A 14,368-nucleotide genomic window follows, 5' to 3' on the forward strand; every position below is an offset into this window, starting at 1 on the left:
CGTAGCCGCCCCTTGTTGTACCCACCAGCGCCCGGTTTGTCACATCTACTAGCAGATGTCACCTAGCGATTCGTCATCTTTGACGCGCAGTAACGGTACGCCAGGCAGGCCAAACGCGTACACTACCGCCCTTTCGCTTCCAGCGCTAAATCCTCTCGGGAAGAGGATTCCCCGCGTCGCCGATCGCCCGTGCCACCGGAACCCGTGCGAGCAGCACGAATCCCGCGATGAAGAAGGCCACCAGGGAGATGATCGCGTCCCGATAACTTCCGGTCAGCTGGTACGTCACCCCGAACAGAAGTGGGCCCAGCCAGCTCATGCCCCGATCGCTCATCTCGTACGCCGAGAAGTACTCGGCCTCTTTGCCGGGCGGCACCAGATGCGAGAACAGCGACCGGGACAGCGCCTGGCTGCCGCCCAGGACGAGGCCGATCCCGCCGGCCAGCACGAAGAACCAGACGGGCGCGCCGGCGGGCAGGAAGTACCCGGCGGCCAGCGTCGCCGTCCACGCCACCAGCGAGCCGAGAATCGTCCGCTTGGCCCCGTAGGTCCGGGCGAGTCGCCCCATCCCGAGCGCGCCCGCCACCGCCAGCACCTGGACCATCAGCACGGCCGTGATGAGCGTGGACTGGCTGAGCCCCAGCTCCTCGGAGCCGTACACGGACGCCTGGGAGATCACCGTCTGGATGCCGTCGTTGTAGATCAGGTAGGCGAACAGGAAGGACAGGGTGAGCGGTTTGCCGCGCATGTCCCGGACCGTCGCCGCGAGCTGCCGCCAGCCCTGCGCCGTGGGTGCCTCGGACGGCGTACGGCCGCGGTCGCGCAGTCGTTTCAACGGTACGAGGGTGAAGGCGCCCCACCAGATGCCGGCCGAGGCGAGACAGATGCGGACGGCCATCGACTCGGAGAGGCCGAAGGAGTCGTGGGCGGTGAACAGGACCAGGTTCGCGACGAGGACCAGGGAACCGGCCGCGTAGCCGAAGGCCCAGCCGCGGGAGGAGACCGCGTCGCGTTCCTCGGGCGGGGCGATCTGCGGGAGGTAGGAGTTGTACACGACCATCGAGACGGCCACGGAGGAGTTGGCGACGATCAGCAGGAAACCGCCCAGGAGATAGCGGTCGCCGTCCAGGAAGAACAGGCCCGTGGTGGCCGTCGCGCCCACATAGGCGGCCAGCGCCAGGATGGGCTTCTTGCGGCCCGTACGGTCCGCCGCCGCGCCCGCGAGGGGCATGACGAGGATCGACACGATCACGGACGCGGAGACGGTGTAGGCGAAGAAGGAGCCCGCGCGGACCGGTATCCCCAGGGGATGCACGAACCCGTCCGGGTCCGCCGCCGACTTCGCGACCGAGGTCAGATAGGGGCCCAGGAACACGGTGAGCACGCTTGTCGAGTAGACGGAGCAGGCCCAGTCGTAGAAGTACCAGCCGCGCTGTTCGCGCCGCCGCTCGGCGGCCTTGTCGGCCTCCGGTGACCGCAGGGTGTCGGTACCCACCCATGCCCTCGCTTCCCCGTGAACGCGACGCCCCGGGGGTTCAGGCCCAGACGCCCCGCTCCACCATGACCTCGCGCAGTGTGTCGATGTGATCGGTCATGATGCCATCGACTCCCAGGTCCAGGAGCCGGTGCATGCGATCGGCCTCGTTGATGGTCCACACGTGGACCTGCACTCCGCGCGCGTGGGCAGCGCTCACGAAGCGCCGGTCAACCACGGGGACGCCCGACTGCTCCTCGGGCACCTGTGCGGCCACCGCGGAGCGGCGCACCGGGAGGGGCGCTCCCCAGGAGCGCAGCCGCAGATTCAGCACCCCGCGCGTGCCGAACGACGTGGCCAGGCGCGGCCCGGCCAGGTGCTGCGCGCGGACCACGCGCTTCTCGGAGAAGGAGCCGACGCAGACGCGGTTCCAGGAGTCGGTGCGCTCCAGCAGGTCCAGGAGCGGGCGCAGTGCCGGCTCCGCCTTGATGTCGACGTTCCAGCGCACCTCGGGGAAGGTCTCCAGCAACTCCTCGAAGAGGGGCACCGGTTCTTTGCCCGCCACGCGCGCGTGGCTCACGTCGGACCAGAAGAGGTCCGCGATCCGGCCCGCGCCGTCGGTCACCCGGTCCAGGGTCTCGTCGTGGAAGGCGACGAGTTTCCCGTCCGCGGTGGCGTGCACGTCGGTCTCGATGTACCGGTAGCCCAGCTCGACCGCGCGGCGGAACTGGAACACGGTGTTCTCCAGGCCGTCCGCCGCGCCGCCCCGGTGGGCGAAGGGGATGGGTCCCGGATGGTCGAGGTAGGGATGACGTATGAGCGTGGTCACCCGGGCAGTATCGCCCGTTCCGGTGACCCCGTGGCTACGACCGTGCTGCCACCGGATGCCGAGGAGGCGGCGAAGACGCGAAGGAACAGCTGGGCGAGCGGGCCGATCGCCAGGGCGTAGAGCAGCGTGCCGACGCCCACCGTGCCGCCGAGCGCGAAGCCGGTGGCCACGACGGCGACCTCGATGCCCGTGCGGATCGGGCGGATGGAGCGGCCGGTGAGCTTGTGCAGCCCGGTCATCAGGCCGTCGCGCGGGCCCGGTCCGAAGCTCGCGGAGATGTAGAGGCCGGTGGCGACCCCGTTGAGCACGATGCCGGCGATCAGCAGCGGAATCCGTACGGCCAGGCCGCGCGCGTCCGGCATCAGCGCGAGGGTGCCGTCCATGGCCAGGCCGACCACGAACACGTTGGAGACCGTGCCGAGGCCCGGACGCTGGCGCAGGGGGATCCACAGGAGCAGCACGGCCGCGCCCACGATGATCGAGACGACGCCGATCGTCAGGCCGGTGAGTTCGGCGAGGCCCTGGTGCAGCACGTTCCAGGGCTCCAGGCCCAGGCCGGAGACCACGAGGAGTGCCGAGCTGGCGCCGTAGAGCGCGAGTCCGACGTAGAGCTGGACCAACCGTCGGGCGAGACGGTTCCGCGTGGACAAGGGGTGCCCCCTGGTGGTGGTAGTGGCCTGACGCATGACACTCTGTGGCTTGAGAACAGACGTCATCCATGGCCAATTCCGGGAAGGTGGACTGGTTTCCATGGCGCAGTGGACTTCGGCGATGGGCGCCGCGCAGCTGGCCCGGCTGCTCAACTCCCAGCAGGACCGGCCGGCCGGACCCGGCACCCGCCGACCGCCTGCCTACCGGGCCCTCGCGGACGGCATCCGCCTCCTCGTGCTGGAGGGGCGCGTCCCGGTGGCCGCCCGGCTGCCCGCCGAGCGGGAGCTGGCCCTCGCGCTGTCCGTCAGCCGCACCACGGTCGCCGCCGCCTACGAGGCGCTGCGCGCCGAAGGGTTCCTGGAGTCCCGGCGCGGTGCCGGCAGCTGGACCGCCGTACCGGCCGGAAACCCGCTCCCCGCGCGCGGGTTGGAGCCGTTGCCCCCGGAGGCCCTCGGTTCGGTGATCGACCTCGGCTGCGCCTCGCTGCCCGCGCCCGAGCCGTGGCTCACCCGGGCCGTGCAGGGCGCCCTGGAGGAGCTGCCGCCGTACGCCCACACGCACGGCGACTACCCGGCCGGGCTGCCCGCGCTGCGCGCGATGATCGCCGAGCGGTACACCCTGCGCGGGATCCCGACCATGCCCGAGCAGATCATGGTCACCACCGGTGCGATGGGCGCCATCGACGCCATCTGCCATCTCTTCGCGGGTCGCGGCGAGCGGGTCGCCGTCGAGTCGCCCTCCTACGCCAACATCCTCCAGCTGATGCGGGAGGCGGGCGCCCGGCTGGTGCCCGTGGCGATGGCCGAGGGGCTGACCGGCTGGGACATGGACCGCTGGCGGCAGGTGCTGCGGGACGCGGCGCCCCGGCTCGCGTACGTGGTCGCCGACTTCCACAATCCGACCGGCGCCCTCGCTGACGACGACCAGCGGCGGCAGCTCGTGGATGCGGCCCGCTCGGCCGGCACCGTGCTCGTCGCCGACGAGACGATGACCGAGCTGTGGCTGGACGACGACGTCGAAATGCCGCGCCCTGTCTGCGGGTTCGACCCGGCCGGCTCGACCGTCATCACCGTCGGCTCCGCCAGCAAGGCCTTCTGGGCCGGCATGCGCATCGGCTGGGTGCGCGCGGCTCCGGACGTGATCCGCAGCCTGGTCTCGGCCCGCGCCTACGCCGACCTCGGCACCCCGGTGCTGGAACAGCTCGCCGTCAACTGGCTGTTCAGCACGGGCGGTTGGGAACAGGCCGTCGACATCCGGCGTGGCCAGGCCCGGGAGAACCGGGACGCGCTGGTCGCGGCGGTACGGCGGGAGCTGCCCGGCTGGGAGTTCGAGGTGCCCAGGGGCGGGCTCACGCTGTGGGTCCGCACGGGTGGGCTGTCGGGTTCGCGGCTCGCCGAGATGGGGGAGCGGGTGGGCGTACGCGTCCCGTCCGGGCCGCGCTTCGGCGTCGACGGGGCCTTCGAGGGCTATGTGCGGCTGCCGTTCACCGTGGGCGGCGCGGTGGCCGAGGAGGCGGCGGCCCGGCTGGCCGCGGCGGCCCGGCTGGTGGAGAACGGGGTCGGCGGTGGCGGCAGCGAGTCCCCGCGCACGTTCGTGGCGTAGCTCCAGGGTTCGGGGCGGGCGACTCCTGGCCGCCCGCCCCGAACGGCGGCCTCTACGAAGACTCCGCCACAGCGGCCTCCACCGCCGCTTCCGCGGGCAGCACCTCGGTCGGCATCGTCTCCGCCGCGTCCGCCGGTGTCGTACGCGGCGGGAGCAGGGCCAGCACCGCCTGGCGGTCCGCGTCGCTCGTCGCGTCGTCGTACGGGTCCGGGGTCGCCGGGACCTGGAGCCGGTGCACCGGGCCGCTGCCGAGGCGGGCGTAGCCGCGGCCGGGCGGCACCTGGGCGATCGGTGTGGTGTGCGGGGGAGCGCCGAGGACCGCCTCCAGCTGGGCGGCGGTGGCGGGGCCGAGGACGACACGCGCGCGTGTGTGCTGTCGTACGGCGTCGCTCAGGGTGTCCGCGCTGTCGAACTGGTCGGCCACCACCACCGTCACATGGGCCGCGCGGCCGTGCCGCAGGGGTACCTGGAGCAGGGACTGCGGGTCCTGGCGGCCGTCGGCCGCGGCCAGGTGGGCGAAGGCGCTCGGGCGGTCCAGGATGATCCACAGGGGGCGCCTGGTGTCGTCCGGGGCCGGGTGGCCCGACTGGCGGGCGTGGTTGGCCGCGATCAGCCGGCGTTCCGTCTCCTGGGAGGCCCACTCCAGGCTGGCCAGGGTGCCGGTCAGCCCGCACTCGACGGCGAGGACCCCGTCCCGGCCGGTGAGGCACGCGTACTCGCCGGTGCCGCCGCCCTCGACGATCAGGACGTCGCCGTACTGGAGGGCCTGGAGGGCGATGGAGCGCAGCAGGGTGGAGGTGCCGCTGCCGGGCTGGCCGATGACCAGCAGGTTCGGCTCGGTGGAGCGGATGCCGGTGCGCCAGACGACCGGCGGGACATCGCGCTGTTCCGTGCCGTGGGTCAGCGGGAGCGTGCGGTGGACATGGGTCGGGTCGGTGAAGCCGAGGACGGTCTCGCCGGGCGCGGTGACGAAGCGCTGGGCGGCGATGTCGGTGGGAAGCGGGGCGAGGACGCCGATGGTGAGCTGGTTGCCCTCCTCGTCCCATTCGAAGCGGTACTCACGGCCGCGCCCGGACTTCGCGGTGAGCAGCTGCTCGATCCGCGCGCGGGAGTCGGCCTCGCCGTCGGTGAAGTAGGCCGGGTAGCGGACCACCAGGTGGGTGATGCGGCCCGCGCCGTCGAACTCGTGGGCGGGGAAGGCTTTCTCCCAGTCTCCGCCGTGGGCGAACAGGGGCGCCGGGTCCTCGGCGATGGAGAAGTAGGGCACCAGCGCCTCGTAGAGGGACTGCAGGCGCTGGGTCTGGGACTCGTCGGGCCCTTCGGGCGCCGGTGGGGTGCGGTCGCGGCCGTGCCATGCTGCCGCCGCCATCAGGACGATGACGGCGAGCAGCGGGCCGTACGGCACCAGTGCCACCACCAGGACCACCGAGGCCACCAGGAAGAGCAGTGGCCCGCGCTTGTCCTTGGGGGTGTCGGCCCATCTGCGCCGCCCGGCGGATGCCAGCCGGCGCAGACCGCGAGTGATCGTGATCAGCGGATGGAGGACGTCGGTGGCGCTGTCGGCCGCCGTCCGGGCCAGCTCCCGGCTCCGGGCGATCTGTGCGCTGCCGTTGCTCAGGATGCGGGGGAGGGGGCGCCGGGCCACTGCTGTCTCCTGGAGGTGCGTACGGGTGGTTGCGTCAGAACTTGATGCCACCGAGGAGGCTCGCCAGGCTCTCCCCGCCGGCCTTGATGCTCGGCGCGATGGCCGTGCTGGCCATGTAGAAGCCGAAGAGTGCGGCCACCAGGGCGTGCGAGGCCTTGAGTCCGTCCTTCTTGAAGAAGAGGAAGACGATGATGCCGAGAAGGACGACGCCTGACATGGACAGGATCATTTGAGCTCTCCTGGTTCGTGGGGACAGTCACCATGAGTTCTTCCAGGATCACAGGATGTATCCATACGATAAAAGGTGCAAGTGGGTGAATTTCGGCGGATTTCCCTCTGATGGCGGAGCGCATTCGGGCCGTCTGAGCAGGGGTTTCACCTGTGTCGGGCCCTGCGGTGATCTTTGCCTCGGAGAGGGCCGGTCATGTGTCGGCGGAGCCAGTACGCTGGCGATTCACCCGTACTAGTGAGAGGCGGTCAGGCCGATGAGTGAAGCCCCCGACCCCGAGGTCGTGGAGCTCGCGACCAAGATCTTCGATCTGGCCCGCCAGGGCGGGACCGAGGCGCTGGTGGCGTATGTGGACGCGGGTGTTCCGGCCAATCTCACCAATGACCGCGGTGACTCCCTGGTGATGCTCGCCGCGTACCACGGGCACGCCGACGCCGTACGGGCCCTGCTGGCGCGGGGGGCCGAGGCCGACCGGATCAACGACCGGGGGCAGACCCCGCTCGCCGGAGCCGTCTTCAAGGGTGAGCAGGAAGTGATCGAAGTCCTGCTTGAGGCCGGTGCCGATCCGGCGGCGGGCACGCCGTCGGCACTCGACACGGCCCGGATGTTCGGCAAGGCCGAGTTGCTGGAGCTGTTCGGCGCGCACTGAAGTGTGGTCCGTCATTCACTGGGACGGGCCTTGTGACCAGGTACGACAAGGAAAACGGGGGAAAACGGGGGAAGGCAGCACGTGGCCGCCCGAAATTTCGGTCGCGGCAGCGAGAACTGCCGGGTCATCATGACGTCGTGATTCACGGACGCGATGGCCGGGCAGGTGTTGCCGCACCGCGCGGGCCGTGAGGGTCCGCTTGGGCCACCGACGAGAGGCAGAGGAAAATGGTCTACAGCAAGCAGGAAACGGCGGGCGCCCCGACGTGTTGTCACGCGGCCAGGTAGTGCACGTCCCCCGGTTGCGTCGACGCTTGATGTGAGGCTGTTTCCCATGTTCGATCCGGTCATAGCGCCCAGCGGTACGCTGCTCGGCCTGCTTCAGCGGGGCCGCGGCGACGGCACACTGCACGCGCTCACCGCACCCCGTGCCGAGGCACTGGCTGCGCTGAACCACTGTGTGCTGCGCGACCCCCGCCACGACTGGCAGGTGGAGAACCGCTCCCTGTACTACGCCCGTCTGTACCTCGATCTGAACGGCGATCTGGACGCCGTCGAGGCCCACCTCTTCGACACCGAGGACGTCCTCGACACCGAGGAGTCCCGCACGGGCCTCGCCCTCGCCGTCCTCGGGCACCTCGCCTCCTACGGCAGGCGGGACGCGCTCGTGCTGCTGCGCCGGTACGCGGCCACCGGCAGCAACTGGGCCTGGGCGCTCGACGAACTCGCGCTCAGGGACGACGACGCGGGCCTGCGCGCCCTCGCCGCCCCCGTGCTGGCGCGTTTCCCGGCCGATCCCGAGGGCGAGGCCGAACTGGCCACCGCCGTGCGCGACGCCTTCGAGCCCCGGCCCTGGCGGCTGTGGGCCGAGGACTCACGGGAATCGATCGCCACGCGCGTGCGTGCCGCCCAGGAAGCCGGTTGCTTCGACCGCTGGCAACGGCAGATGCGACCAACCGGGCCCCGTCCGGGGTGGAGCGTGCAAGCGGTGTTCGAATGGGCCCAACAGGGCATCGAACGCGGCTCCGCGCTGCACGTCCCCGCCGCCCGCTGCCTCAGCGCGGTGGCCGGCCCCGAGGACCGGCCCGAGATCGTCGAGGCGGCCAAGGACGGCAGCGAGGGAGCCCGCTGCACCGCCCTTCGGTATCTCGCCGACAGCAACGACCCCGAAGCCCTCCAGCTCATCGAGCGCGCCGTGGCCACCGGCTCGGCACCCGTCGTGGAGGCCGCCGTCGACGCCTTCGAACGGATGCGCTCCGTCGCCGCCGTCGACCGGGCCCGCGGCTGGGCCCGACGGCCCGACCCGCTCGGTGCCGCCGCCGGCCGGATGCTCGCCTGCCGGGGCGGAGCCCAGGACAGCGACCTCGTCCTCGGCGCCCTCAGGGAGGCCGTCATGGGCGAAGGACCCGACGCCCCCACCCTGTGGACCCTCGTCGACGGCGCCGGCCGCCTCGGCATCGTCTGCGCCGCACCCGTCCTGCGCCATGTGTACCGGGAAACCGCCTCGTCCCATCTGCGCGGCCGGGCCGCCCGGGCCCTGGCCGCCACCGACCCCTCCTTCCCCACCGGCTTCGCCGTCGAGTGCCTCTGGGACTGCGAGGAGACCACCCGGGAGATCGCCGCCCGGCACGCCGAGACCGGTGACGCCCGGGTCGTGGAACAGCTCCGCAGGCTCGCCGCCGACCCGGCCGAGGAAGCGGAGGTCCAGACAGCCGTCCGGAGCCGGATCGGGCCCGACGCCCCCGCAGTGTGAACACGGGATGACCCGCGGGTCAGACGGGCATGGACGCCGTCTGACCTGCTCGGGTGTGCAGCGCAACGCTCATGGGACGTTCACCGTTCGCATAGATCCACGTTGACGCGGGCACGTCCAGCACGGCGACAACACGGGTATGCGTGTCGTCATCGTGACCGAATCCTTTCCCCCCGATGTGAACGGCGTGGCCCACTGCGCGCTCCAGACCGCCCGGCACCTCGTGGATCGCGGTCATCATCCGCTCGTCGTCGCGCCGGCCACCGCGGCCGGTTCCGGGCCCGACGCCCAGTCGCCGTGCCCCGTCATCCGCATCCCCTCCCTACCGCTCCCGGGCTACCCCCAGGTCCGCGTCGCCCTCCCCAGCCGACGCGTCGCCGCGGCCATCACCGAACACCGCGCGGACATCGTGCACCTGGCCAGCCCCTTCATCCTCGGCGTCCGAGGCATGGCCGCCGCCGCCCGGCTCGGCATCCCCGCCGTGGCCGTCTACCAGACCGACCTGGCCGGATACGCCCGTACGTACGTCGGTGCCGGCGAAGCAACCGCCTGGCGGCGCATACGGTCCGTCCACGCCGCCGCCGACCGCACCCTCGCGCCGTCCAGCGCGGCCCTCGGCGACCTGGAGGCACACGGCGTGCCCCGGGTCAGGCTCTGGCCGCGCGGGGTCGACACCGAGCGTTTCCGCCCCGAGTACCGGGACGAGGCGCTGCGCCGCGAACTCGCGCCGAACGGCGAGCTGATCGTCGGCTACGTCGGCCGGCTCGCCCCCGAGAAGCAGATCGAACTCCTCGCCGGGGTCTGCGGTCTTGAGGGCGTGCGTGTCGTGGTGGTCGGCGACGGACCCAGTCAGCCGCACCTCACCGAGGCGCTGCCGGGCGCGGTCTTCCTCGGACGCCGTACCGGCGACGAGCTCGCCCGTATCTTCGCCTCGTTGGACATATTCGTGCACACCGGACCTTTTGAGACCTTCTGTCAGACCGTCCAGGAAGCCATGGCCAGCGGCGTCCCCGTCGTCGCGCCCGCCGCCGGCGGTCCGCTCGACCTGGTCGCCCACGGGCGCACCGGGTTCCTCTTCCCGCCGCGCGACGAGAACGCCGTCACGGACGCCGTACGGACCCTGGCCGCCGATCCCGAGCTGCGGGCCGAGTACGGCACCGCCGCGCGGGCCATGGTCGAGGGCCGCACCTGGGCGGCCGTCGGCGACCAGCTGATCGCGCACTACGGCGACGTCCTCGCCGCCCGCAAGGTGGTGGTGGCGGCGTGAACACCGCTGCGCTGCGGATCGTACGGCTCGCCAACTTCGTGGCCCCCTCCTCCGGGGGGCTGCGCACCGCCCTGCGTGAGCTGGGCAAGGGCTTCAAGGAGGCCGGGCACGACCCGGTCCTCATCGTGCCCGGCGAGCGCCACACCGACCGCGAGACCGAGCAGGGCCGGATCATCACCCTGCCCGGGCCGCTGCTGCCCGGCACCGGCGGCTATCGCGTCCTCACCGACAAGCGGCGCGTGGCCGGCCTCCTGGAACGGCTCGCCCCCGACCGCCTGGAGGTCTCCGACCGCACGACCCTGCGCTGGACCGGCAAATGGGCCAGGCGGGCCCGCATCCCCGCCGTGATGGTGTCCCACGAGACCGCCGACGGCGTCCTCCGTACCTGGGGCCTGTCGGAGAACATGTCCCGGCGCACCGCCGACGCCCTCAACGTCCGTACGGCGCACACCTACGCGCGCGTGGTGTGCACCACCGAGTTCGCCGAGCGGGAGTTCGTCCGCATCGGCGCCCGCAATGTCGTACGGGCTCCACTGGGCGTCGACCTGGTGGGGCGCAGCCCAGCGCTGCGGGACCCGGTGGTGCGCGCGCGGTACGCGCGCGTGGACCAGGTTCTGCTGGTGACCTGCACCAGGCTCTCCGTGGAGAAGAGGCCCGGCACGGCGCTCGACGCCCTGGAGGCGCTGGTACGGCGCGGGCGGCGGGCGGTCCTCGTGGTCGCCGGGGACGGGCCGCTGCGGGCCCGGCTCGAACAGCGGGCGCGGGAGCGCGGGTTGCCGGTCACCTTCCTCGGGCACGTCTCCGACCGGCGGCTGCTCGGCGCGCTCCAGGCCTCCGCCGACGTGTGCCTGGCACCCGGGCCGGCCGAGACCTTCGGGCTCGCCGCGCTGGAGGCGATGGCCTGCGGCACGCCCGTGGTGGCCAGCGCCTCGTCCGCGCTCCCCGAGGTCATCGGTTCCGCCGGGGCCACGGCCGCGGACAACGGGCGGGCCTTCGCGGACGCCGTGGACATGCTGCTGGAGCGCTCCGAGCCGGAGCGGCGGGAGATCGCACGCGCGCGTGCGGAGTGTTTCGGCTGGGACACGGCGGTGGACGCGTTCCTCGCCGCGCACGACGCGGATGTCCCGGTACGGCGCTTCGTGCCCGGAGGGGTGGCATGAGAACGGTCCGTTTCGTCGCCCTCGGTGATTCGCTCACCGAGGGCGTGGGCGATCCCGTCGGCGAGGCGTGGCGCGGTTGGGCCGCGCTGCTCGCCGACGGGCTGGCCGGGCAGCCCGAAGACACCGTGGAGTTCACGAACCTCGCGGTCAGCGGGGCACAGTCACGGGACGTGCTGGAACGGCAGACCCCGGCCGGGCTCGCCCTGAACCCGGACGTCGTGTCCGTCGTCATAGGCGTCAACGACACCCTGCGCTGCACCTTCGACATCCAGGCCCTGGCCGCCCGGCTCGACGAGGTCTACGCGGCCTTCACGGCACAGGGCGCGGTCCTCCTGACGGCCTGTCTGCCCGACCCGGGCGCCATGCTCGGCCTCCCGGGTGCACTGGCCCGCCCGCTCGCCCGGCGGCAGCGAGCGGTGAACACCGTGGTGCACGCGCTCTCCGAGCGGTACGGGGCCGTGCATCTGCATGCCGCGGAGGGCGAGTGGATCATGGACCGTGCCATCTGGAGCGCGGACCGGCTGCATCCCGGAGAGCGAGGCCACCGCCAACTGGCCCTGCGGTTCCACGCGTTGCTCGCCGAGGAGGGTGTGGCCACGGGAGCCGCGCCCTCGCCGGAGCCCGAGTTCCCGGCCCCCACCAGGTCGGCCAGCCTGTGGTGGCTGGCGACCGCGGGCACCGGCTGGGTGGCCCGCCGCTGCACCGACCTGCTGCCGCAGCTCCTCAGGCTGGCCGCCGACGAGATGCGCCACCGCGCGCGGGGCACCAGCGCGCGGCTGGACCTGAGCGCGTCCCACGCGGTGTCGGCGGCGCTGGCCGCCCTCTCGGTGGGGGAGAAGCAGCCGGACGCCGCATAGGGCGCGCACGGGGCCTCAGCGGCGCCGTACGGCCACGAAACGGACCGGGGTTCCGGGCACCGCCTGTGCGGCGGCCGGGAGGTCTGTCGGGCGGACGACCGCGATCACCGGGTAACCACCGGTGGTGGGATGGTCGGCGAGGAAGACCACGGGGCGGCCGTCCGGGGGGACCTGGACGGCGCCCAGGACCATGCCCTCGCTGGGGAGTTCACCGGTCAGGGCCCGCTCCAGGGCGGGGCCCTCGGTGCGCAGCCCGATGCGGTTGCTCGCCGACGACACCTGGTAGACGCGTGACGTGAACGCCCGCACGGCCTCCGGGGTGAACCAGTCGTCGCGGGGGCCGAGCATCACCCGGAGGACGAGTTCGACCGGGGGGCGCGGCTGCGGGGCGAAGTCCACGCGCGCGTGGAGGCCTGTCGGGGAACCCAGCGACAGTATGGCGCCGTTCGTCAGCGGCGCCGGACCGAGCCCGGACAGCAGGTCCGTCGAACGGCTGCCGAGCACCGGCTCCACGGCGACACCGCCGGCGAAGGCGACGTAGGCGCGTACTCCGGAGAAGGCTGTTCCGATGTCCAGGAGGGCTCCGGCGGGCACGTGCACGGGTGCTCCCCAGGCGACGGGCCGTCCGTCGACCGTGACCGGGCAGGGTGCGCCGCCGACCGCCACGAGGATCGTTGAACGAGGCCGTACGGCACACCCGTTGAGGGTCGTCTCCAGGACGGCCGCCTCGGGCGGATTGCCGACCAGCCGGTTGACGAGCGCCGCCGCGGGCCCGTCTAGCGCACCGGAATGAGGCACCCCCAGGTGCGCGTGTCCGGGCCGTCCCAGGTCCTGCACGGTGGTCAGGGCCCCGGCCCGTACGACGGCGAGTGCGCGGTCCGTCATGCGTCCGCCACCGGGACGAAGCGGACGCGCGTGCCCGGCGACAGCAGCGCGGCGGGCACGCGCGTGTGGTCCCACAGGACCGCGTCCGTCGTGCCGATCAGCTGCCAACCGCCGGGCGATGCACGGGGATACACGCCGGTGTACGGGCCCGCCAGGCCCACGGCACCGGCGGGCACGGCCGTGCGCGGGGTGGCCCGGCGCGGGACGTCGTAGCGGGCCGGGAGGCCGGTGAGGTAGCCGAAGCCGGGGGCGAAGCCGCAGAACGCGACGCGGAACTCGGTGGCCGCGTGAATGCGGCCCACCTCCTCCTCGGGGACGCCCCACAGGGCGGCGACGTCGGCGAGGTCCGGGCCGTCGTAGCGCACCGGGAGGTCGATCACCTCGCCTGCGCGCGGGGGTGCGGGGGGTACGTCGGAGGCGGACAGTTCGGAGGCCAGCCGGGCCGGGTCGGCGAGGCCGTCCAGGAGGACCGTGCGGGCGGCGGGGACGATCTCGCGGACGGTGAGCAGGCCCTCCGCGCGGCGGCGCAGCAGCTCCGCGTGGACGGCCTCGGCCTCCTCCCCGGAGGCGACCTCGACGAGCAGTGCGTCGTCCCCGACGCGCAGCGTCCTCACGCGAAGGCCTCCACCGGGACACCCGACTCCAGGAGCCGTGCGCGGACCCTGCGGGCCAGTTCGACCGCGCCGGGCGTGTCCCCGTGCAGGCACAGGGAGCGGGCCCGCACCTCGATGCGCGCCCCGGAGAGCGCCTCGACCGTCCCGGAGCGGGCCAGGCCCAGCGAGCGCTCCACCACGGCCTCGGGGTCGGTGACCACCGCACCGTCCCGGCCGCGCGGCACGAGCGTGCCTTCGTCGGTGTAGGCGCGGTCCGCGAACGCCTCCGTGACGGCCGGCAGGCCCGCCTTGACGGCCAGGTCGAGGACGACCGAGCCGGGCAGCCCGAGCACGGGCAACGAGCCGCCGGCCAGGAGCACGCCCTCGATCACCGCCGCAGCCTGCTCCGGGTCGTGCACGACCCGGTTGTAGAGCGCGCCGTGCGGCTTGACGTAGGACACGCGCGTGCCCGCCGCCCGGGCGAACACCTCCAAGGCGCCGATCTGGTACGCCACTTCGGCCGCCAGCTCGGCGGGCGGCACGTCCATCGCGCGCCGCCCGAAGCCCGCCAGATCCCGGTAGGACACCTGTGCGCCGACCCGCACCCCACGCTCGGCCGCCAGCTCGCACACCCGCCGCATGGTGACCGGGTCCCCGGCGTGGAAACCGCAGGCCACGTTGGCGCTGGTGACGACGGACAGCAGCTGTTCGTCGTCGGTGAGATGCCAGCGGCCGAAGCCCTCACCGAGGTCGGCGTTCAGATCGATCATCATCT

Annotated in this window: 14 protein-coding genes; 6 read left to right on the forward strand and 8 right to left on the reverse strand. The window is 72.7% G+C overall.

The window, feature by feature from the left end; translation table 11 throughout:
- Positions 1 to 145 precede the first annotated feature (145 nt).
- Genes ACIBJH_RS42660 through ACIBJH_RS42670 form a run of 3 tightly spaced genes read right to left on the reverse strand, consistent with a single transcriptional unit; the run spans position 146 to position 2,989 of the window.
- A complete protein-coding gene (locus ACIBJH_RS42660) occupies positions 146 to 1,495 on the reverse strand; it encodes an MFS transporter (protein WP_399122335.1) in 1,350 nt (449 codons plus the stop codon).
- Positions 1,496 to 1,535: 40 nt separating this feature from the next.
- Entirely contained in the window at positions 1,536 to 2,303 is a 768-nt protein-coding gene (locus ACIBJH_RS42665) for a glycerophosphodiester phosphodiesterase (protein WP_399122336.1), read from the reverse strand.
- Positions 2,300 to 2,989, reverse strand: a complete 690-nt coding sequence (locus ACIBJH_RS42670) for a YitT family protein (protein ID WP_399122337.1) — start codon at positions 2,987 to 2,989, stop codon at positions 2,300 to 2,302. The genes ACIBJH_RS42665 and ACIBJH_RS42670 overlap by 4 nt, the downstream gene beginning before the upstream one ends.
- A 64-nt stretch (positions 2,990 to 3,053) precedes the next feature.
- On the opposite strand from ACIBJH_RS42670, the gene ACIBJH_RS42675 reads away from it, so the two are divergent.
- Complete coding sequence (locus tag ACIBJH_RS42675; protein ID WP_399122338.1) at positions 3,054 to 4,556, forward strand: PLP-dependent aminotransferase family protein; 1,503 nt, start codon at positions 3,054 to 3,056, stop codon at positions 4,554 to 4,556.
- A 52-nt stretch (positions 4,557 to 4,608) separates the two neighbouring features.
- Here the strand turns inward: ACIBJH_RS42675 and ACIBJH_RS42680 are convergent, their stop codons facing one another.
- Positions 4,609 to 6,201 (reverse strand): hypothetical protein, encoded by a 1,593-nt coding sequence (locus ACIBJH_RS42680; protein ID WP_399122339.1) that lies wholly within the window; start codon positions 6,199 to 6,201, stop codon positions 4,609 to 4,611.
- A 34-nt stretch (positions 6,202 to 6,235) separates the two neighbouring features.
- Positions 6,236 to 6,430, reverse strand: a complete 195-nt coding sequence (locus tag ACIBJH_RS42685) for a hypothetical protein (RefSeq protein WP_019059657.1) — start codon at positions 6,428 to 6,430, stop codon at positions 6,236 to 6,238.
- Between the two features lie 256 nt (positions 6,431 to 6,686).
- Here ACIBJH_RS42685 and ACIBJH_RS42690 point away from each other — a divergent pair, with 256 nt between their 5' ends.
- The 5 genes from ACIBJH_RS42690 (at position 6,687) to ACIBJH_RS42710 (ending at position 12,115) form a co-directional block, all read left to right on the forward strand.
- On the forward strand, positions 6,687 to 7,079 hold the full coding sequence (locus tag ACIBJH_RS42690; RefSeq protein ID WP_019066472.1) for an ankyrin repeat domain-containing protein: 393 nt from the start codon (positions 6,687 to 6,689) through the stop codon (positions 7,077 to 7,079).
- 333 nt (positions 7,080 to 7,412) lie between these two features.
- Entirely contained in the window at positions 7,413 to 8,831 is a 1,419-nt protein-coding gene (locus tag ACIBJH_RS42695) for a HEAT repeat domain-containing protein (RefSeq protein WP_399122340.1), read from the forward strand.
- Between the two features lie 139 nt (positions 8,832 to 8,970).
- Positions 8,971 to 10,098: a glycosyltransferase family 4 protein gene (locus tag ACIBJH_RS42700; protein WP_399122341.1), complete on the forward strand. Its 1,128-nt coding sequence runs from the start codon at positions 8,971 to 8,973 to the stop codon at positions 10,096 to 10,098.
- A complete protein-coding gene (locus ACIBJH_RS42705; protein WP_399122343.1) occupies positions 10,095 to 11,258 on the forward strand; it encodes a glycosyltransferase in 1,164 nt (387 codons plus the stop codon). Before ACIBJH_RS42700 ends, ACIBJH_RS42705 begins: the two co-directional genes overlap by 4 nt.
- On the forward strand, positions 11,255 to 12,115 hold the full coding sequence (locus ACIBJH_RS42710; RefSeq protein ID WP_399122344.1) for an SGNH/GDSL hydrolase family protein: 861 nt from the start codon (positions 11,255 to 11,257) through the stop codon (positions 12,113 to 12,115). The genes ACIBJH_RS42705 and ACIBJH_RS42710 overlap by 4 nt, the downstream gene beginning before the upstream one ends.
- 15 nt (positions 12,116 to 12,130) lie before the next feature.
- On the opposite strand, the gene ACIBJH_RS42715 is transcribed toward ACIBJH_RS42710, so the two are convergent.
- From ACIBJH_RS42715 to ACIBJH_RS42725, 3 genes are read right to left on the reverse strand one after another with little or no spacing between them, the layout of a single operon-like run.
- The gene (locus tag ACIBJH_RS42715) at positions 12,131 to 13,000 is read right to left on the reverse strand and encodes a biotin-dependent carboxyltransferase family protein (RefSeq protein WP_399122346.1); all 870 of its coding nucleotides are present in this window, start codon (positions 12,998 to 13,000) and stop codon (positions 12,131 to 12,133) included.
- Entirely contained in the window at positions 12,997 to 13,614 is a 618-nt protein-coding gene (locus tag ACIBJH_RS42720; protein ID WP_399122347.1) for an allophanate hydrolase subunit 1, read from the reverse strand. The genes ACIBJH_RS42715 and ACIBJH_RS42720 overlap by 4 nt, the downstream gene beginning before the upstream one ends.
- Positions 13,611 to 14,363, reverse strand: coding sequence for a LamB/YcsF family protein (locus tag ACIBJH_RS42725; RefSeq protein ID WP_399122375.1), 753 nt, complete (start codon positions 14,361 to 14,363; stop codon positions 13,611 to 13,613). The genes ACIBJH_RS42720 and ACIBJH_RS42725 overlap by 4 nt, the downstream gene beginning before the upstream one ends.
- Between the last annotated feature and the right edge of the window lie 5 nt (positions 14,364 to 14,368).

The organism is Streptomyces sp. NPDC050548 (assembly GCF_044457385.1).
Taxonomy (GTDB): Bacteria; Actinomycetota; Actinomycetes; order Streptomycetales; family Streptomycetaceae; genus Streptomyces.